Source organism: Microcoleus sp. (assembly GCF_041354475.1).
Classification (GTDB): Bacteria; Cyanobacteriota; Cyanobacteriia; order Cyanobacteriales; family Microcoleaceae; genus Microcoleus.
Map to the genome: position 1 here is coordinate 43,336 of NZ_JBGJZU010000023.1, position 20,549 is coordinate 63,884.

Sequence of the window (20,549 nt, forward strand, 5' to 3'; positions counted from 1 at the left end):
CTATATCATTCCGGTGCAGCCGGAATTGATATCACGCGATAATCTCCGCTCCCAAGGTGAAATAAAACGTACTGCCTTGACCAGGGGTAGATTCAAGCCAAATTCTGCCCCCGTGGCGCTCCACAATTTTGCGGGCGATCGTTAACCCTACCCCTGTGCCCCCACCGAAGTCATCTCGTCCATGCAAGCGACGAAAGATCTGAAAGATTTTCTCAAGATGCTCCTGCAAGATCCCAATGCCATTATCACGCACATAGAAGGTCAGGGGGTAAAGCTCAGAATTTTCTTCATTCCCTGCGATGAAACCAATTTCGATCCACTTGGAAGCTTTATCGTTGTATTTAATCGCGTTGCTGATCAAGTTGGTCAAGAGTTCATTCACCTGAGCCAGATCGCCCTTAATGCTGGGCAATGGTTGGGGAATCCGAAACTCGACTTCGTTTTGTGGGCGGGCAATAGTCAGGGTGGCGATCGTCTGATGCACCAACTCATCCAAATTCACCGTTTGTCGCATCAGTTCGGTGCGACCTAACCGCGAGAAATAGAGGAGTGAATTGATCAAATCTTCCATCCGCTGAGTCAGCCGCACCAGAGTTTGCAGTTTCGCAACCCCATCCTCGTCGAGCACTTCTTCATAGTCCTCCATCAAGAAATTGGCGTAGTTGTGAATGCCCCGCAGCGGCTCTTTCAAGTCGTGGGAGGCAATGTAGGCAAAAGAGTCAAGGTCTTCATTGCTCCGCTGCAATTCAAAGTTCATCAATGACAGTTCATCTGCCTGTCGCAACACCACACCTACAATCAGGCTTCGCAGTTCAGCCACCGCTTCAATTTCACAGGGTTTCCAGGGCAGGGCACAGCCTTGGACCCTTTCCTGCCACAAGTCAAAGGATTGTCGCGGAGACATCCGCAAACTGCCATCCACCGAAACTTCTACAGGCTTGTTAGGGTTGCCGCCCCAATTCACGGTTTGCATCACCTCGGGACGAAACCACAGAATGTAATTGCGGTGAACTTTAGAAATTTCTAGTGCTAACACGCCACTGGCGATCGCCTTAAACGATTCGGCAGCAGGATAGTCTTTAGAGAGCGATCGGGTTTCAAACAAGCTGTTATGCAATTGAGGTTTAATCCAATCGAGTAAGGCGTGAACTGCTTCCTCTGATGGCGAAACGCCCACTTGAAAATACTCGTTACCACTGCAAACCACCACTCCGGTGGCATTCACCAGATTCAGTAGTTGAGATTTCAGTTGCACCATTCCATCCAGCAAATTCTCAGCCTGAGACAATGCCTCGACAAATTGAGTTTGCAAAGACTTCAATTGCATTTTGTAGTCAATGTCTTCGGTGGCTGTTTTGTTCGTTAGTTCCACAGACATCACCTGCCCAATAAACTCGCAAACAGTGCGGATATTGTAGGGAACATATTTAGGCGACAAATGATGGCAGGCGATCAATCCCCAGAGCTTTTGATCGTGCATTAGAGAAATGGACATAGAAGCATCCACGCCCATATTTTGCAGGTACTCTAGATGAAGTGGCGACACACTTCGCAACACCGACAAACTCAAATCGAGCGGTTGATTCGTGAAGGGATTGGTGGCTGGAATTAACGTAACGGGCTGGTAGCTGGTAGTTGGCATCAGCCGCAGCCAGTTGAGCGTATAGAGATGTCTGGCTTGCTTAGGAATGTCGGAGGCTGGGTAGTGCAAATTCAGATAGGACGTTTCTTGATTGGTGTCTTCAGCAATGACGCTACCTGCCCCGTCTGGAGCGAATCGGTAAACCATGACGCGATCGAAGCCAGTGATCCGCCGGACTTCCTTAACCACGATCTGGGACATATTCAGCAACGTGGGTGCTTTTTGAATCCGAGTAATGGTTCCTTTTACCTGTTGATAAAAATCAAAAAAGTCTGTTTTTCCCTTCGCTTTTTTTGGCTCCAATTCTAGTACAATGGCATCCTCTAAACGATGCACAATCCCATCAAAATAGATCGATTTATTCCCCCGCTTGATCGACAGGTTGAGGGGATTGATGCCCTCAAAATCCTCTGCCAGACATTGTTGCATCAGCTTAATCTGCTTGGCATCCAATAAGTCTGACAGCGGCTGGCCCAGCAAATCCTCCGGTTGGCGACCCATCACTGCTTCAGTATTGCGGCTCACCTGAACGATTTCTAGGGTGGGATTCTGCAAAACTAGCAAAACCCCGTGCGGCTGAATTAGCCCTGGAATATGAATCGGTTCGCGATCGCAGTTAGTCAAATCAATCGTCACATCAGTCATGCTGAGGCTCTCGAACTCCTGATTCTTTTGATTGTGATTGTTTTGATCGCGTCTGGAAAATCGCGATCGAGTAAATACAGTGTATCCCAGGTTTATGAAGTAAGGACTTCATCAACCTGCAATACGGGAGCATCCCAGGGCTGTTTCATTCTCAAGAAAACGATGCTTTTGTAGGGGTAGTGCCCCCGTGCCTACCCTCCCCATCTTTTGTAGGGGCGGTGGATGGTGCGTGCCCGTCCTCCCCATCCACAATTTTGTAAGTGTTTCAGAGATTGGGGCAGCCACGGGGGGCGGCCCCTACAAGAGAATGAAACAGCCCTGCGTTGGGGGGGGTGCGGAATCTGGGTTGAAACAGCCGATCGACCTCAAAAAATTGAGATAGGTTATAGGTCAGATCCGGTTTTATTCTATTGATTACCGTAAATCGCACCTTATGCTCTGGAATTTTTTAAATAACCTATTATTCACCGCCAACTATATTCCCCACGGCCACTGTTACCTGTGGCAGCGAGAATTAGTCGGACTCCACATAGTCTCTGATTCGCTGATTGCCTTCGCCTATTACTCCATACCTCTATCGCTGCTTTATTTTGTCCACCAGCGACAAGACTTGCCCTTTCGTAACATTTTTTGGCTGTTTGGAGCCTTTATTATCTCCTGCGGCACTACTCATGTGATGGAAGTTTGGACGCTTTGGCATCCTGTTTATTGGCTTTCTGGCAGCTTGAAACTTATTACCGCTTTAATTTCTGCTTACACCGCTTTCGCATTAATTCCTTTAATTCCGCAAGCATTAGCTCTCCCCAGTCCCACTCAATTAGGGATGATTAATCAAAGACTGGAAATAGAAATAGCTGAACGTCGAAAAAGTGAAGCTAGGTATCAAATTTTAACTGAAGTTTCGCCAGTGGGAATATTTTATACTGATACTTTAGGAAATTGTTTATACGTCAACGAACGCTGGTGTCAAATTGCTGGAATTACCTGCGAAGAAGCTTTCGGAACAGGGTGGGTGCAAAGTATTCATCCTGACGACCGTCAGCGCGTTTTTGCGGAATGGTATCGGGCTGCCCAGGAAAAATTGCCCTTTAAATTTGAGTACCGTTTTCAAAATCTTGATAACCATAGTGTCCGGTGGGTATTTGGTCAAGCTGTCGGGCAAATCGACGAGAATGGGGAGGTTAAAGGTTATGTTGGTACTATTACCGATATTACAGAACGCAAGCACGTAGAAGAGGAAAATCGACTGCTAAATGAAAGCCTGGAGCGTCGAGTTGCTCAGCGCACTAATGAAATACAAATTGCCAACCAACAATTGCAAATAGAAATCGCAGAACGTCAACAAATATCTACAGCTTTGTGGGAATTAACCCAACTGCAAAAGGCGATTCTTAACAGTGCTAATTACACAATTATTTCCACAGATGCCGACGGTGTAATTAAAACATTTAATCGCGCAGCTCAGCAACTTTTAGGCTATTCCGTAGAGGAAGTTGTGGGTAAATTAACACCAGCAATAATTCATGATCCTGTGGAGGTGGAGCAGAGAGCTGAAGTTCTTTATCAAGAATTGGGAGTAAAAATAGAGCCGGGAATTGAGGTTTTTGTGACCTTGCCCATTCGGGGAATACCTGACGAGAATGAATGGACTTATATTCGTAAAGATGGTTCGCGGTTTCCGGTGCTGCTATCGGTTACTGCTTTATCTGACAGCGAGGGAAATATTAACGGTTTTTTGGGCATTGGTCAGGATATTACCACACGCAAGCAAGCTGAAAAAGAGGTGCGGGAACTGAATACTGCTATGCAAAATGCGGTGGAAGGTATTGGGAGGCTGGATATTGAGGGACGCTACTTGAGCGTTAACCGGGCTTACGCTCATAAATTTGGCTACGAACCAGAAGAAATGATTGGGATGGCATGGAAGCAGATTGTACATCCTGACGATGTTGAGATGTTGATGTTAGCCGAGCGGGAAATGCTGATTTCTGGCAAAGTAGAAGTTGAAGCTAGAGGTGTGCGGAAAGATGGCTTGTTTTTTTACAACCAAATCACCATGGTAAAAGCTGATGACGAACAAGGGATATTTAATGGATACCACTGTTTTATGAAAGATATCACTGAGCGTAAACTAACGGAAAGAGCATTACAGGAAAGTGAATTTCGATACAGACAAATAGTGGAATTAGCTGAAGAAGGTATTTGGGTAATTGACAGCAATGCTCGCACCACTTACGTCAACCACGCCATGGCGCGAATGCTCGGTTATACAGAGTCAGAAATGTTGGGAAGGCGGATTTTTGATTTCATGGATGAACAGGAACAACAGCTAACTAGCCAATATGTGGAGCGGCGTAAACAGGGAATTAGTGAAAAACATGAATCTAAGCTTAAGAGTAAGAATGGTAAAGATGTTTGGACTTATATTTCTACCAGTCCGGTTATGGATGAATTTGGTTGTATGCTGTCTTCCTGTGCCTTGGTTTACAATGTTACAGACCGCAAACAGGTAGAGCAGCAAATGCTGCAACTTACAGAAAATTTGAAGCGTTCTAACGAGGAATTAGAACAATTTGCTTATGTGGCTTCCCACGATTTACAAGAACCTCTAAGAGCTGTTACCAGTTACACTCAATTATTGGCCCAGCGCTATCAAGGCAATTTGGATGCTAAAGCAGATAAATATATTAATCATATTGTTGATGGTGCTTCCAGAATGCAACAATTAATTAATGATTTGTTAGCTTATTCGAGATTGGGAACTAGGGCTCAGGAATTTGAGATTGCTGACTGCAACGCTGCGGTGGAGCAAAGTTTGTGCAATTTGCAAATTGCGATCGCCGAAAAGCAAGCTATTATTACCAAGGATGTGATGCCCACGGTGATGGCAGATGAATTTCAACTGGTGCAATTATTCCAAAATTTGCTCGGTAATGCCATCAAATTCTGCCGCGAAGAGGTCCCCATAATTCATATTACTGCTATCATACAAGATGATGAATGGCTGTTCAGTGTCCGCGATAACGGGATTGGCATCGATCCAGAGTATGCCGATCGCATTTTTATCATTTTTGGGCGCTTGCACTCCCGTCGCGAATATTTAGGTACTGGCATAGGTTTGGCAATGTGTAAGCGAATTGTTGAACGCCACCGCGGACGGATCTGGGTTGAGTCTTGGCCGGAAGAAGGCGCTACTTTTTACTTTACTATTCCGATCGTTAACAGTTGCAACATCAAAGTTTAAATATTTTGTTTAGAGAATCACAAGGATACGCCAATTATGAGAGTTCAAATCCAAGTTAAACCAATAGAAATTTTGTTAGTTGAAGACTCTCCCAGCGATGCTGACTTGGCAATGGAAGCCCTCAGCAACGGTAAAATTTTAAATAACTTGCATTTTGTCGAAGATGGAGTAGAAGCCATCAATTTTTTACGAAAAAAAGCACCTTACAAGGAAGTACCGCGTCCAGACTTAATTTTGCTGGATTTGAATTTGCCTAAAAAAAGCGGTGTAGAAGTCCTGAAAGAAATTAAGACAGACCCAAATTTAAAACTGATTCCAGTATTGATTCTCACCACTTCAGCAGCCCAAGAGGATATTATCAAGTCCTACTCGCTCCATGCCAACTGTTATATTACAAAACCAGTAGATTTCTTACAATTTACTAAGGTAGTTAGGTTAATTGAGGAGTTCTGGCTAGCAGTAGTCAAACTTCCTATCGTTTAATGGATAGAATAGTTATCGGGGTGGTGTACACCCTTGCCAAACTCTATTTTTCAAGTTACAAATAGAAGGAGAAAGCAAAATAGTTTAAGATCGTATTTGCCCCGTGGCAATCTGAGGATAAATAACATCAAAGCTATGTGGATTAAGATTCTGTTGGTAGAAGACAATCCGACTGACGCTGATTTGCTTGCAGAACTGTTAGAAGCATCTGTAGGAGTGGAGTGGGAACTGGTGTGCGTTGAGTTCCTACACTCGGCGATCGCACATCTGAGCAAACAATCTTTCGATCTAGTTTTGCTCGACCTTTCTTTGCCCGATAGCCACGGTTTGGGAACCCTAACTCGGTTGCGAGAAGTGGCCCCGGATACGGCAGTGGTGGTAATGACAGGGTGGGATGATGAGGCCGTTGGACTCAAGTCTGTCCGCTTGGGCGCTCAAGATTACATAGTCAAAGGTCAAATTACTACTCAATTGTTAGTGCGCACAATCCGTTACGCTATTGAACGTTCCCAAACTTTTCAAATGCTCAGGGAAAGCGAGCGACGTTTTCGGGCAATTTTTGACTCCTCATTTCAACTGACAAAGCTACTAACTCCCGATGGAATTGTGCTGGAAGTTAACGAAACAGCTCTGGAGTTTACAGGAATGCGATCGCAAAATATTGTGGGCTACCCGATTTGGGAACAGCCGATTTGGCAACAGTCACCCCATGCTAAAGCACAATTAAAAGAAGGAATCAGTAAAGCTAGTCAAGGTGAGTTTTTTCGCAAAGAAATAGACTTGTTAGGAAAAGGCGACCAAATTGTGACGGTGGATTTATCCCTCAAGCCAGTCAAAAATGACACAGGACAAGTTTTGCTGCTGATTGCTGAAGGACGGGATATTAGCGACCGCAAGCGAGCTGAAGCTGAAATTCTCAAAACCCTGGCACGAGAAAAGGAACTTTCAGAACTCAGAGCTAAATTTGTGAGCATGGTTTCCCATGAGTTTCGCACCCCCCTGACAACTATCCAATTTTCCGCTGGATTGCTACAAGATTACAGCTCAAATTGGTCGAGCGAGAAAAAATCGACTCATTTTGTGCGGATTCAACTAGCGATTCAACGCATGACAGAGTTATTAGAAGATATCCTAGTAGTAGGTAAAATCGAAGCCAATACACTACAGTTTCAACCAGTTTCCTTAAACCTGGAAAAATTTTGCCGTCAGATTATAGAAGAACAACAACTCAATGATAGCAACCAACACCCCATCGCCTTGATTGTCTCCGGCGACAACACCAAAGCTCAAATGGATGAAAAACTACTCAGGCAAATATTGGGAAATTTACTCTCAAATGCCCTCAAGTATTCTCCAGCCGGAACATCAGTTGATTTACACCTGAAAACTCAAAATGGAGAAGTTATTTTTCAAATTCAAGACCGAGGAATCGGGATTCCCAAATCCGATCAAAAGCGAATTTGGGAAACATTTTATCGCGCTACAAATGTCGGCAATATTTCGGGAACAGGTCTCGGTTTAGCAATTGTCAAAAGAGCTGTAGAACTCCACGGTGGCCAGATAGTCATACACAGTCAAAAAGGCAAAGGGACAAATTTTAAAATCACCCTACCTTTAATTTGTAATTCTGCCCAAAATAGCTAATTACTCCGTGGTAAAAATCTTCAAAACACACACAATTTAAAAACCGGATAAATTCAGAAATTAACTACAATAAATCACCGCATAAATAACTATGGCAAAAATTTTGGTAATTGAAGACGAAGCAGCGATTAGAGAAAATATTTTAGACTTGCTAGAAGCCGAGAATTTTGTATCCCTAGGAGCTGCTAACGGCAAAGTCGGTATCAAAATGGCGATCGAACATATGCCGGACTTAATTTTGTGCGACATGATGATGCCAGAAATTGACGGTCACGGTGTCCTCAAAGCATTGCGAGCAGAGCCTTTAACTACAACAATTCCGTTTATTTTTCTCACAGCCAAAGCTGAAAAAACAGACATTCGCCTAGGGATGGAACTGGGAGCTGACGATTACATAACCAAACCTTGTACGCCACAACAACTGCTAAAAGCTGTTGCGATTAGACTGGAAAAACACAAAGCAATTAGCAGTCAATCCCAAAAAAAACTTGACGATTTACGTTCCAATATTAGTACGTCCTTACCTCACGAATTGCGCACTCCTTTGAATGCAATTCTCGGTTTTTCTGAACTGATATTGTCGGAATATAAGGTTTTTGAGGAATCGGATATTTTAGAAATGATCGGTCACATCCAAATTTCCGGCCATCGCTTGTACCGACTAATTCAGAATTTTTTGCTATATACAGATCTGGAAATATCAGCAACCAATCCCGAATTAATTAAGGAGATGCGAAACAGCAAATTTAGCTGCGTAGAATCTTTGCTATCAGAAAAAGCGCGCCAGCAAGCAAAGCTGGCTAATAGAATAGACGATTTAAAATTAAGCTTGCAAAATTCATCGGTAGCAATAGATTCTGTGAAGCTGACAAAAGTTCTTGAGGAACTCCTGGACAATGCGTTCAAATTTTCTTCAGAAGGAACACCAGTTTTGGTGAGTGTTTGGGTGGAAAATCAGAAGTTCATTCTGTCGGTGAAAGACGAAGGACGGGGTATGACTTCCGAGCAAATTTCACAAATCGAAGCTTATATGCAATTCGATCGCCAACTTTACCAACAAGCAGGTTTGGGATTAGGTTTGGCAATTGTGAAACGGATTACAGAATTACATGGCGGAAACTTAAAAATAGAAAGTTCCCCGAATTTATCAACCATAGTCTCTGTATGTCTGCCCGTTTAAATAGAATACAGCCTTGCTTGAGTCAAACAGTGGCGATCGCTAGTTTGACACACCGTTGTATATAAATTTGAGCTACACTATCTGTAGGATGGTGTTGCAGACAGGCCGAAAATAATTCTCTAGCTTCTACAAACCTGTTGCTATGATAATATACCAAAGCTTGTTCAAAGATGGCTTTAGTCTCTAACTTTTTCTGTCGCGACTCCGGCCCATCCGCCTCAAATACTTCATAAACTGTGATGGGTCGCGATTTACCTTTAACTTTGACGCGATCGACTAACCTCAAATCATAAACTTCTTCCAACTGGATAAAAGTATTGTGAGTAATTAACATCGATACTCCATATTCTTTCGTCAAATTTTCAATGCGGGAGGCTAAATTTACTGCATCACTAATCACCGTACTATCCATCCGATTTTGCCCCCCAACAGTCCCCAACATTAAAGAACCTGTATTGATACCAATGCCAATTTGTAGCGGCTGGCGATCGGGTTGAGTACGAGTAGTATTGTATTCATTTAGTTGCTCTAGCATCACAATTCCAGCTTTCACAGCATGGTCTGCACTACCATCAAACAATGCCATAATCGCATCACCAATATATTTATCAATAAAGCCATAATTATCAGTAATTGCGGGTTCCATCCGCGATAAATAACCATTAATAAATTGAAAATTTTCTTGGGGATTCATAGTTTCAGATAGCGTTGTGAAATCACGAATATCTGAAAATAGCACCGACATTTCTTTTTGTACCTGATCCCCTAATTTCACCTCTAAAATACTTTCATATCCCAGAAAATACAGAAATTCATGCGGCACAAATCTCCCGTAAGCATCTGTTAATTTTTCTTCTGCTGCTAGGGCTTTTTCTAAGTCGTCTGTGAATTGACGGCGCTCTTTTTCTACACATTGACGTTCTGTGATATCTTGAAATGCTGCGATCGCATAGACTATATTTTTTCCTTCGTCGTAAATTGGTGTCGCCCAAACCTCAATGGGCACAATCCGATCCGGGCGGTGAATTTCCGCATCATCAACACGCACAACTTCTCCTCGCAGGGCCCGAATCACCGGTTGGCGATCCATGGGATATAATTGATTAGTTCCCGCACAATAAGCTTGATAAACTTCTGGTAACTTACCAGGAATAACATCGCAAACTAAACCTTGACCAAATATCCTTGTACCGGCCGAATTCATGTAGCAAGGTTTTCCCTTAGCATCTACGACAAATATTCCCACCGGCATCGCTTCCAGTAATTGAGTCAGCCGATTTTCACTTTCTGACAGTTCCTCATTTAACTTTTCTTCTGCTACTAAAGCTTTTTCCAAATCATTGGTAAACCTGAGCCGTTCCATTTCTACCTCTTTTCGCAAAGTAATATCCTCTGCAAAACCCTGGTAGTAAAGCACTTCATCATTCCCATCAAAAATAGTGCGTGCATACTCAGAAATCCAAATAATCCTACCATCTTTGCAGTAAACCTGAGACTCAAACTCAGATAGAGTACCGTGGTGTTTCATCAAATTCAGAAACTCTTGACGGCGATTCGGCATCACATACAATTGGTGCTCAATATCATTAACACTTGCTATCAATTCTGCTGGCGAATCATAGCCGTAGATTTGAGCTAGAGCCGGATTAACACTAATAAAATGTCCGTCTGTCGTAGTCTGAAAAATACCTTCAAGAGCATTTTCAAATATGCTGCGATACTTCTCCTCAGCTTGAATTAACGCTGCTTCCGCTTTCTTCCGTTCCGTAATATCAGTAAAAGCGATAATCCCATCGGAAATTTCCCCTAGAGAATCATAAATTGGAGTCGCCCAACTTTCAACGGGAATAATCTTATTACCCGCACGAATTTCTACACTTTCAGTCCGCACATTTTCGCCACGAAGCGCGCGCATAATGGGCAATTCTTCTACAGGACATCTCTCATTAGTTCCTGATTTATAAAATTGATAAATAGCTGCTTTTTGCTCAGAATTAATATGCGGCACAGTTCCTTTGCCAAATATCTCCCGCGCTTTCTGATTTGCATAAAAAGATTGACCGCTGGCATCCAGCACGCACACACCCAACGGCATCGCTTCCAAATATTGCCTCAAGCGACTTTCGTTTTCGTGGAGTGTCGCAATTAACCTTGCCTGCTTGCGACTTAATTTTGCTAATTCCTGATTCATCTCCTGAAGTTCTACTTGTTTTTCCGCAAGTTGTTTCTCCTGAAAATACTTATATATTGCCTCTGTCACAGTTAGTTTCAAATCGTCCGGCTGCCAAGGCTTAGCGATATAGCGATATAATTTGGCATAGTTAATAGCATTAGTAACCGCTTCCAAATCCGCTTGTCCAGTCAGCATAATATTCAGAGATTTCGGAGATATAGCATGAACGTTCCTTAGTAGTTCGTCTCCTTTCATGTTCGGCATGATCTGATCGGAAATAATCAAAGGAACTTCATAATTATCGGCGATTAATTGTGATAGTAACTCTAAGGCTTCTTCACCACTTTCTGTGGTTTCAATTAAATATTTATCTTCAAAGGCTTTGAGCAAATCTATTTCCAGACTATCTAGTATAGTCGGCTCGTCATCTACACAAATAATGACTGGTTTTTTCATAATCTTCCTATACCAGACTTAATCGCTTCAATTAATTCTTGATGGTTCCAAGGTTTTGCTAATAAAGCATGGACGTTTGCTTGAGTTTTGGTACGCTCAATGGCATCTTTGTCAGCTTGTCCAGTCAGCATCACCGTCACAATTTTTGGATATTTTTGATGAATCTCGATCAGCAACTGATCTCCTTTCATTCCAGGCATTAACCAATCAGAGACAATCACGAGTATATTCACCTCATCTTGACATAACTCTGCAATAATCTCCAACGCTTCGGCCGCACTTTCAGCAAATTCATAGAGATAATGTCCGTTAAAAGCCTGTTGCAGTTCTATTTCCAGACTTTCCAGTACCGATATTTCATCGTCCACACACAGAATTGCTGGTTTAACCATGGCTTGTTTCCTCTTTGAGTATAGTATGCTGATTGGGCGATCGCGATCGGCAAGATTTCCCAATTAATTATACAATCCCGACAGGGACTTATTGCGAGCCCATAACCCACTTACCTACTCCGGTAAATTTATTGGCAAAGAGACTGCAAATGTAGTTTTAGCAGGCATAGATTCGACATCAATTTTACCCTGATGTTTATCAATTATTTTTCGGACAATATCCAATCCTAAACCGCTGCCTTCGCCCATAGATTTAGTAGTAAAGAACGGCTCAAATATTTTGGGCAATACTTCAGGCGGAATTCCCTTGCCACTATCAGTAATGCTAATTTTTACCCAGTTATTTTCATGTACTATATCAATTCTTAAAATTCCTTTATCGTCCATCGCTTGTAAAGAATTATGCACTAAATTTGTCCAAACTTGATGGAGTTCGTCGGGATAGCACAGTACCGCTGGCACTCCGGCTTGATAGTTTTTGATGACTTCGACACCGTGTTTGAGTTGATTCTGGTAAAGAGTTAATACAGTTTCGATTCCCTCAGCAATATTCACCTCTAATTTTTCTCCATTAAAGTCGTAACGCGCATAACTTTTTAACGCAAACACGACTTTTGCTGCACGTTCGGTAGCGGTAGCGATCGTTTTAGCACTTCTCTGAATACTAGAAAACTCATAAGCTGTCTTGAGAATTTTTTCGCTATCGGGGTCTTTTAAGAGCGACAAAAACGATTGTAAATCTGTCTGCAAGCCGAGATTGACTAACATACCAGCAAGACTGTCCGCATTACCAATCTCTTGGAACTCTAGCTGCTGCTTCACACCTCTTTTGAATTCCCGTTTTTCTCGCGTCGATAAAGAGTAATCTTGTTTGCTGGAACTGTGCATTAAATTCACGAAATCTTCCTGGCGTTCGACGGAAAGTTCTTTAAAAAAAACGGGCAAACTTTCTAGATTATTATCCAAAAAATTGTTAATGTTGCCAATAGACGATCGAATCGCGCCTAGGGGAGTATTGATTTCGTGAGCAATCCCAGCAATCAGTTGTCCCAGGGCGGCCATTTTTTCCGACTGTACCAAGTGATTTTGAGTGGCTTTTAATTGTGCTAAAGCGACTGTTAATTCTTCATTTTTTTGTTTGAGTTTATTTTGCAACTTACACATCGCCAAATGAGTTTCCACTCTCACCAACACCTCTTCAACTTGAAAAGGTTTAGTAATATAATCTACACCACCTACAGCAAAAGCTTTTACTTTATCTAGCACATCGTTAATTGCGCTAATAAAAATGACCGGAATGTCGCGAGTGCGTTCATCTGCTTTGATTTTTTGACATACTTCATAGCCATTCATTTCCGGCATCATAATATCCAGCAAAATCAAATCAGGAGGCATTCCCCTAGCAGCAGAAAGTGCCAATTCCCCATTAGGGACCGGGCGGACTTTATAGCCCTTTCCATTCAAAATTCCCGCTAACAGGCGCAAATTAGCTGGTGTATCATCTACTACTAAAATATTACCGTTGTTAGTATTCGTGTCGTTATTCATGGTATTTTGTTTCAGAAATTAAATTCAACACTCGATCGTAGTCAAAATTCTCTATACAATTTGCGATCGCACTGGCCAGTAAAGGATTCTGCAAACTAATTTGGGCGATCGAGCTATCTATTAAATCCAGATCTATATTCAGTATGGCCAGCTTTAACTCAGCTACTAATTGCTGGGGTAATCCGTTGAAAGCATCCACAGTAAGTACCTCAAAATCCCCATTGTTTGTTTTCAGTACATTAACTTCCTTTGTATTTTCATAAATATAGCGCACTCCAATATGTTTGTGCATAGCATCAAAAATCTCGGCTTCCCGGAAAGGTTTCCGCATAAAGGCATCGCAACCCGCTGACAAAATCACTGCCCGTTCCTCCTCCAAAACACTAGCAGTGAGTGCAATAATCGCAGTAGCTTGACCTTTGACAGTGCCTTTTATGTGTTTCGTTGCTTCGTAACCGTCCATCACAGGCATTCTCATATCCATCCAAATTAAATGCGGTTCCCAACTGTCCCAAATTTCAATAGCTTCTTGACCATTTATGGCTTCTTTCAATTGAAACCCCAGAGGATTCAGGATTTTAATTAAGAGTTGGCGATTCAGCGGTTTATCGTCTACTATCAAAATTCGATAGGGGTGTTGGTTTGGTTCCAGGGCAATCACATGATTAGTTGATTGTTTGCTTTCAACTTCAGCACTTTCGACCACAATAACTTGAATATCAAACTGAAAAACGGTGCCTTTTCCCACCGAGGAAATGACACTCATTTCACCACCCATTAATTCAACAAACTTGCGACTAATTGGCAAACCTAATCCTGTACCCTCTTGGGAGTCTTTTCCTGTTTGTGTTTGTACAAAAGGTTCAAAAAGATTATCTAATTCTTCCTGGGAAATACCCTTCCCTGTATCTGCTACTTCAAAATGCAGAAACAAAGAAGAATTAACCGGGACTGAATCCGGGGCATAGATTGAATCATCAAGGGGAATTGGCGAGGCAAAATTAGCATTTTTATACAGAGCTAATTCGGAGTCTTGAACATCTTTAATTTGCCGATTCTTGATTTTTTTAGACTTTTCTAACATCGGAGAACTTTCCGATTCTGCCTGCTTGCTAATTTTAACCGATACACCACCCTCATCAGTAAATTTGAGAGCGTTGTTAAGCAGATTAATTAAGACTTGTCGCAATTTTAGTTCGTCAGTTTCCACGTATTGTGGTACATCAGGACTGCGGTCAAAAACCAACTGCAATTTTTTGTCATCTGCTTTTAATTGAAACATATCTTCGACATCGCACAGCAGGCGATAAATGTCTATTTTTTTGGGATTGAGGGTAGTGCGTCCCGCTTCAATTTTGGATAAATCGAGAACATTGTTAATTAGGGTGAGCAGGTGTTCTCCGCTGCTGCTAATTATGTTCATATTTTCTTGGTCTTCTCGCGATAGAGTTTGGCTGCGAGTCATTAGTTGGGAAAAGCCGAGAATTGCATTGAGAGGCGATCGCAATTCGTGACTCATGTTAGCCAAAAAGGTACTTTTAGCTTGATTTGCGACTTCAGCTTTGTCTTTAGCTACAGCTAATTCTGCCGTCCGTTCTTCCACTCTATTTTCGAGATTTTCAAAAGAATGTTGCAGTTGTTGAGCCATGCTGTTAAATGCTTTGCCTAATTCTCCCAATTCGTCTTTACGTTGAATTTCTAATGTTTGATTCCATTCACCTTTGGCAAGGTTTTTGGCTGCTGTATTTAAGCGCCAAATAGGATTTGTCACCCACCGAGAAGTAAAAATTCCAATGACTACAGCTACTCCCAAAGCAGCCAAACATAACCAAATCGTCATGCGGGTATTGGCATCTATTTCAGCGGTGAAATCAGCTTCGGGAACCACGACCACAATTAGCCAGTCTAAACCTTTGCCATCTTGAAAGGGTAGGACTTTGACAAATTGTGGTTTGCCTTCTATTGGAAAATTTAAAGTATAGGAAGCTTTAATTTCTTTTAATTTTTGAAAATGACTTGCTACATATTTTGCAGTAGCTTGAGTCGTAGCATCAACACTTTCTTCAGCTTTAAACAGTTCTTTGTTATTACTTCTGGTACGGAAAGGTTTTTCGGAAGTGGAAGTTGCCAGCAGGGTGCCGTTTCTTTCCATGATAAATGCCTGTCCCGATTTGCCAACTTTGAGACTGTTTAAAAATTGACCAATGTGATCGAGGCGCAAGGCAGTAATTAATACTCCTTCCAGTTGGTCATTTTCGTAGACTGGTTGTAGAGCGCTGATGATTAATGTCGGCTCCAAAAAAGAAATGTAAACTGAACTCCAAGTGGGTTTGCCTGCGTTAGCCGCATTTTGGTAGGAAGGATGTTGGCGAATATCGAAAGACTTGACAACAGTTGCTACTGTAGTGCGATCGCCTGTATTGTTAGTATTGTAAGAATAAAAGTCAAGCCCAGTAGAGCGTCCTGACATATTAATCATCAGGGAGCCATTGGAAAGTTTTTCTCCGGTTCTATATTCTCCATTTTTATTGCCAATGGATGTAAAATTGATATAAGGATATAATTGTACTTGCCGCCAAAGGTATTGCTCCCAAGCTGATAAATCTTCCATGTTTAACAGCCCCAGTTTGACTGCATCCAGCTTGCTTTGATTAATTTGATGGGGCGTGGCTACGTAAATTTGCAGGTTTTGCTCGACGCGAGCACTAACTTCGCTCATCAACTGACTAGCTAAGTTATTAACTGCTTTTTGTCCGTTTCTAAAAGAAAGATATCCTACAAGTCCCACGGCTCCGACTATTTGCAGTACAAAGGGAACTATCAGTACAGTTCGCAGGGGAAGTTTCTCTAAAAGTTTAAAAACCATAAGTTTGAGAGGTTTGGTGAACTTAATCTAGGACAGTCCTGGTACAATCTGTCTCAAAAGCAGCGCCATCAACGGGCAATTAGACATCTCCTAAAAAGATAGTCAACAACAGGCAGGATGCCTGTTCCACAGGAATTATGGGAGATGTCTAATAGCTATAGGTAATTGTTTTCTGGTTATTCGCTGCGGTAGATGCTCAACCCCCGATCAATTTAAATCTAGTATTGGCGATGTTATAGGCTGTTATTGTATCAATCTAAAGTGTGCTGTTGCGCTTCCATTTCATAAGACATCTCAAGGTAAAAAGCTCCATTCTTAGGGAGAATCGTAAACTCTTTCACGTTGGGCGACAACAATACTTGCTGAATTCCCATTGCTTTTTTGAGTTGAGACACCTCTATTTCCCTAATAACTGGTGGATTTACCTAGTCTAAGCAATTATAGTGGATCTATCAACCTGCATCAACAAAATATTTATGCTGCCACTCGCCGAATATCAAATACACAACCACGTCAGGTAATATTAGTAGTGAGGTGGGAAAGAAATACATAGAAGACCCGCATCATTCCGCTAATTAAGAAAAATTACGGGGACTGAAGTCCCCCGTGCCGCTTCCATCTCAGCACTAAAGTGCCTGAGTTTCCCGCATCCGATCGAATTTGCGATCGGACTAGCTATTTTAGGCAAGACGTGATATAGTCAAAAAAGTTGAGGGCACGTAGCTCAGTGGATAGAGCATCAGGTTCCGGTCCTGAGGGTCGGGGGTTCGAATCCCTCCGTGCTCATTTTGTATGATGATACCTCTGGCATAATTATTGTGGAACAGGCATATTGCCTGTTCCACACTTGCTTTTGTGGAGAGTTGGCGTTATGTATGTTCACCATCGATCGATCGACTACGAACTGACACGCCTTAATGGTTTCAAAAATTGGGGTTGAGCTGCCAAGCCCAACCTCATTTTAACCACGAATCATGGCTCAGGGTCAAATATCATCATTGTCTTGACCTTGTACCCCCTGAAGAATCCGCGATAATTCACTCTTCTCATTAATTGTAATTCGAGTCGGAGAACCGCTGATAATGCGTTCGTAACTGCGGAAAGAATCCCGAATTACGGGTCCGTTATCAGTAATAGTGTATTCCCGAATTCCCTTGTCATGCCAGGAACCACGCATCTTAAACACATTAATTGCCCGCGACATTTCCCCTCTAATTTCCACATACTGAAGCATGATGATCGTGTCAGTAATCGTAGAAATATGGGAATCCGTAATCGAATTAGAACCCATAAACTGGTCGCTTGTATTGGTAAAAAATCCTGTAATTTCCTCCTGCTTGGCGAAAGCTGTCACTCCAATCACGAATTGCCGGAAGGAATTATTGCTAACTCCCCGTTCTAAAGCTGACAGGGAATCGATCGCAATTCGAGAGGGTTTAAAATCTGCAATTTCTGATTTAATATTTTGCAAATGGTCTTCCAAACCCGCAGATTCCGGGTAATTACAAAGAATTTTTAACAAACCCTTATGTTCCATTTCCTCAAAATCAATGCCCCAAGAATAAGCATTGCGGAACAACTGCGCCCGCGACTCTTCATAGGCAAACAGCATGGCGCGATCGCCATTCATGCAAGCATTCTCCAAAAACTTGCTTACCAACAGCGTTTTGCCAGTTCCCGTCGCACCCGTAGCCAAAATAATCGAGTCTTTAAAGAAACCGCCCCCGCACATTTCGTCGAGAGTTTTGTCCCCGGAAGAAACCCGAACATTGGAAGATCTTTGAGTCAATCGCATAGCCCCCAACGGAAAAATATTAATGCCGTCATTAGTGATTGTAAAAGGATACTCGCCCTTCATGTGAGTAGTCCCCCGCAACTTCAAAATTTCCATGGTTCGGCGACGACGTTCTCCTTCCAAAACGTTGCGAACAATCACCACATTATCCGAGACAAATTCCTCGACTCCAAACCGGGCCACCGGGCCGTATTCTTCCACTCGTTCCGTAGTCATGATTGTAGTTGCGCCTACTTGTTTGAGGCGTGCAACTAAACGGAAAATTTCGCGCCGCACCACAGATGCAGCGTCGTATTGCTGAAATACTGCCGTCACCGAATCAATAGAAACCCGCCTTGCTTTATATTTGCGTATGGCGTATTGAATGCGTTCGATTAAGGCAGACAAGTCAAAATTTCCCACGATATCCTGACCTTCTGGATCTGGGGAAGCGTCTAAAATAAATAGCTTACCTTCATCGATAAACTTAGTCAAATCCCAGCCAAAACTGTAGGCATTTTTAATAATGTCTGTGGGAGATTCTTCAAAAGTTACAAAAACTCCGGCTTCGTCAAAATGGGTGATTCCGTTGTAAAGAAATTGTACAGCAAATAAGGTTTTTCCGGTTCCAGACGTGCCACTGACTAGGGTAGTTCTGCCGATCGGCATTCCGCCGTGACTGATGTCATCAAAGCCTTCAATCATGGTGCGGATTTTTTGAACTCCCGCCGTTACCAATCCTTCTGGTTGCACCGTTTGACTAATTTCATTCATGTCGATTTTTATCAATTGTCAGTATTTTAAAATTTTCAGCCATTAACCGCAGCTCGTTAGTATTTGTACTCAGTGTTTAGCTAGTGCTAGCGCTCCATAACTAATTACTGCTGACTAATGACTGTAACTTAATTATCTTACGAATTCATGTCTTCTTCGCGAAGTTCTTCATAGAGTAAATCTAATCCTATCAGAACTTTTTCCCGATCGGACAAATCACCAATAATTTTTCGCACTGGAGGGGGCAGAATTTTTGCCAGGGTAGGGGTTGCCAAAATTTTATCCTCTTCTGCTAGTTGAGGATTTTTGAGAACATCTATCACTTTCAGGGCGTAGACTCCTTGAAACTCTTGTTCGAGGATGTCCTTAAGGGTCTTCAAAGCTCGCACTGAGTTGGGAGTATTTCCCGCAACGTAAAGCTTGAGAACGTAGGTTTTCTTCAGAGGAGTCATGAACTTTTATGAGAGATTGAGTGTTAGTTATCAAATTTTAGTTGTAGTTGTTATTTGTCTTAAATCCCCTATTCTTTCGTATTTTATAATATTTTTAGCCAGGTTTTACCTTCCACGTTCCGAGGCATCTTTGGGAATCGATCGCCTATACATTTCGCACAAATGAGCGATGACGTCAATCAGAGTCAAGCGGTAATCCAGCAATATTTCTTCGCTGCGCCCTTCTAATTTGAGTTGCTTGGCAAACTCGTCCATCAATTCCATGTGAATTTCTACAACTTGAGTCACCGCAACATCCGCAAAAAAAGCTATATTCACAAATTCATCTATTTGATTATTTACCGCAGTATCTTCAGAAAAATAACTCAAAACAATTTTTCGATAAATTAACTTGAATTGCTCCAAAAATTTTGGCTTTTCTTCCTGAGACAGATTACGAAAAAAATTCTGGGAATTTCTTTTATAATACACACCTAAGTATCCTAATCGCTCCCGCAATTTTTCAGCAAGTCGGCGTTGCTGTCGTTGTAGTAAACTTTGAGCAGTTAATTGCGCCGTTGCACCCACCTTGGCGGATTGGTCATCTAAAGGAACCGGAGTAGAAAGTTTCAAAAATTGGGCGATCGCCCGATCGATACTGGCGGCAAGTTCGTCCGATCGATCGATTGGGAGTTGCACCTCAGCAGCATGGTAAAAAAAAGAGCAACTTTGCTGTTGATTCAGTTCGGGGCTAGTTACCAACGGATAGCAGCCATTGTCCGATGTCCGTGGCACTTCCTGCGTCCCATCGTCTCCGGGCTTGGTCGCAAAAACCACAGCAGGTAAAAAGATCGATCGCTCTTGGAGTTTAGCAGTCAGAGATCGCAGATCCCCATCTACTTCAAAAACCAAACAGTCTAGGTGGTAATTGTGCTTCAGGTATCCAAAAAACTCGCTCTCGGACTTAACCTGGGTCAAAGCATAACGTCTGCCTCCCAAAACCTCGATCGCCAAGCCTGCGAGTTCCCCTGACTTGACAAAGATACATATAGACAGTTGGGGAAGCAAAGCTGTAGGTGAAACATTTAAGTTGCCTGAAAATGGTGGATCGCTCAGAGTTGATATCTCCTTTACAAAACACTTAACATTTTAACAATCATCGCAACATTTATGTTACCAATCTTAACTACAAAAATGGTAACAACCTTGTGACAGAGGGATAATAAAACTGTAGTCCTTTGCTGCTAGCTCAAGCACCCCCAGCCTGATTTCTGCAATTAAGCTTAAGCCTTAAAAT

General features: G+C 42.4%; 13 protein-coding genes and 1 tRNA gene. 5 read left to right on the forward strand and 9 right to left on the reverse strand.

Going from position 1 to position 20,549, the window contains the following annotated elements; all coding sequences use genetic code 11:
- Positions 1-31: 31 nt before the first annotated feature.
- Positions 32-2,287: an ATP-binding protein gene (locus ACBR23_RS11370; RefSeq protein ID WP_371116042.1), complete on the reverse strand. Its 2,256-nt coding sequence runs from the start codon at positions 2,285-2,287 to the stop codon at positions 32-34.
- Between the two features lie 433 nt (positions 2,288-2,720).
- Here ACBR23_RS11370 and ACBR23_RS11375 point away from each other — a divergent pair, with 433 nt between their 5' ends.
- The 4 genes from ACBR23_RS11375 (at position 2,721) to ACBR23_RS11390 (ending at position 8,838) form a co-directional block, all read left to right on the forward strand.
- Complete coding sequence (locus tag ACBR23_RS11375; RefSeq protein WP_371119548.1) at positions 2,721-5,531, forward strand: PAS domain S-box protein; 2,811 nt, start codon at positions 2,721-2,723, stop codon at positions 5,529-5,531.
- A gap of 36 nt (positions 5,532-5,567) precedes the next feature.
- Complete coding sequence (locus ACBR23_RS11380; RefSeq protein WP_371119547.1) at positions 5,568-6,014, forward strand: response regulator; 447 nt, start codon at positions 5,568-5,570, stop codon at positions 6,012-6,014.
- Positions 6,015-6,149: 135 nt separating this feature from the next.
- Positions 6,150-7,658 carry an ATP-binding protein gene (locus tag ACBR23_RS11385; protein ID WP_371116040.1) on the forward strand — a complete coding sequence of 503 codons (1,509 nt, stop codon included), beginning with the start codon at positions 6,150-6,152 and terminating at the stop codon, positions 7,656-7,658.
- Between the two features lie 91 nt (positions 7,659-7,749).
- Positions 7,750-8,838, forward strand: a complete 1,089-nt coding sequence (locus ACBR23_RS11390) for a response regulator (RefSeq protein ID WP_341737185.1) — start codon at positions 7,750-7,752, stop codon at positions 8,836-8,838.
- A gap of 22 nt (positions 8,839-8,860) precedes the next feature.
- Here the strand turns inward: ACBR23_RS11390 and ACBR23_RS11395 are convergent, their stop codons facing one another.
- From ACBR23_RS11395 to ACBR23_RS11415, 5 genes are all read right to left on the reverse strand, one after another.
- The gene (locus tag ACBR23_RS11395) at positions 8,861-11,467 is read right to left on the reverse strand and encodes a PAS domain S-box protein (RefSeq protein ID WP_371116039.1); all 2,607 of its coding nucleotides are present in this window, start codon (positions 11,465-11,467) and stop codon (positions 8,861-8,863) included.
- A complete protein-coding gene (locus tag ACBR23_RS11400) occupies positions 11,464-11,859 on the reverse strand; it encodes a response regulator (protein ID WP_371116038.1) in 396 nt (131 codons plus the stop codon). Before ACBR23_RS11400 ends, ACBR23_RS11395 begins: the two co-directional genes overlap by 4 nt.
- Positions 11,860-11,973: 114 nt before the next feature.
- Positions 11,974-13,407 (reverse strand): response regulator, encoded by a 1,434-nt coding sequence (locus tag ACBR23_RS11405; protein WP_371119546.1) that lies wholly within the window; start codon positions 13,405-13,407, stop codon positions 11,974-11,976.
- Positions 13,400-16,273: an ATP-binding protein gene (locus ACBR23_RS11410; RefSeq protein ID WP_371119545.1), complete on the reverse strand. Its 2,874-nt coding sequence runs from the start codon at positions 16,271-16,273 to the stop codon at positions 13,400-13,402. Before ACBR23_RS11410 ends, ACBR23_RS11405 begins: the two co-directional genes overlap by 8 nt.
- A gap of 251 nt (positions 16,274-16,524) precedes the next feature.
- Positions 16,525-16,668 carry a hypothetical protein gene (locus tag ACBR23_RS11415; protein ID WP_371116035.1) on the reverse strand — a complete coding sequence of 48 codons (144 nt, stop codon included), beginning with the start codon at positions 16,666-16,668 and terminating at the stop codon, positions 16,525-16,527.
- Positions 16,669-16,986: 318 nt separating this feature from the next.
- Here ACBR23_RS11415 and ACBR23_RS11420 point away from each other — a divergent pair.
- A tRNA-Arg gene (locus ACBR23_RS11420) sits at positions 16,987-17,059 on the forward strand.
- 199 nt (positions 17,060-17,258) lie between these two features.
- Here ACBR23_RS11420 and kaiC read toward each other — a convergent pair.
- The 3 genes from kaiC to ACBR23_RS11435 all read right to left on the reverse strand — a co-directional run bounded on the left by kaiC (position 17,259) and on the right by ACBR23_RS11435 (position 20,320).
- Positions 17,259-18,821 carry a circadian clock protein KaiC gene (kaiC, locus tag ACBR23_RS11425; protein WP_341731251.1) on the reverse strand — a complete coding sequence of 521 codons (1,563 nt, stop codon included), beginning with the start codon at positions 18,819-18,821 and terminating at the stop codon, positions 17,259-17,261.
- Between the two features lie 137 nt (positions 18,822-18,958).
- Entirely contained in the window at positions 18,959-19,273 is a 315-nt protein-coding gene (kaiB, locus tag ACBR23_RS11430) for a circadian clock protein KaiB (protein WP_340520079.1), read from the reverse strand.
- Positions 19,274-19,378: 105 nt separating this feature from the next.
- A complete protein-coding gene (locus ACBR23_RS11435; RefSeq protein ID WP_371119544.1) occupies positions 19,379-20,320 on the reverse strand; it encodes a circadian clock protein KaiA in 942 nt (313 codons plus the stop codon).
- Between the last annotated feature and the right edge of the window lie 229 nt (positions 20,321-20,549).

What these genes read in the sequence shown, in the direction of transcription:
- ACBR23_RS11370 (WP_371116042.1), bottom strand. Translation starts at nt 2,287, where the DNA reads ATGACTGATGTGACGATTGATTTGACTAACTGCGATCGCGAACCGATT.
- ACBR23_RS11405 (WP_371119546.1), bottom strand. Translation starts at nt 13,407, where the DNA reads ATGAATAACGACACGAATACTAACAACGGTAATATTTTAGTAGTAGAT.
- kaiC (WP_341731251.1), bottom strand. Translation starts at nt 18,821, where the DNA reads ATGAATGAAATTAGTCAAACGGTGCAACCAGAAGGATTGGTAACGGCG.
- ACBR23_RS11380 (WP_371119547.1), top strand. Translation starts at nt 5,568, where the DNA reads ATGAGAGTTCAAATCCAAGTTAAACCAATAGAAATTTTGTTAGTTGAA.
- kaiB (WP_340520079.1), bottom strand. Translation starts at nt 19,273, where the DNA reads ATGACTCCTCTGAAGAAAACCTACGTTCTCAAGCTTTACGTTGCGGGA.
- ACBR23_RS11375 (WP_371119548.1), top strand. Translation starts at nt 2,721, where the DNA reads ATGCTCTGGAATTTTTTAAATAACCTATTATTCACCGCCAACTATATT.
- ACBR23_RS11400 (WP_371116038.1), bottom strand. Translation starts at nt 11,859, where the DNA reads ATGGTTAAACCAGCAATTCTGTGTGTGGACGATGAAATATCGGTACTG.
- ACBR23_RS11390 (WP_341737185.1), top strand. Translation starts at nt 7,750, where the DNA reads ATGGCAAAAATTTTGGTAATTGAAGACGAAGCAGCGATTAGAGAAAAT.
- ACBR23_RS11385 (WP_371116040.1), top strand. Translation starts at nt 6,150, where the DNA reads ATGTGGATTAAGATTCTGTTGGTAGAAGACAATCCGACTGACGCTGAT.
- ACBR23_RS11395 (WP_371116039.1), bottom strand. Translation starts at nt 11,467, where the DNA reads ATGAAAAAACCAGTCATTATTTGTGTAGATGACGAGCCGACTATACTA.
- ACBR23_RS11410 (WP_371119545.1), bottom strand. Translation starts at nt 16,273, where the DNA reads ATGGTTTTTAAACTTTTAGAGAAACTTCCCCTGCGAACTGTACTGATA.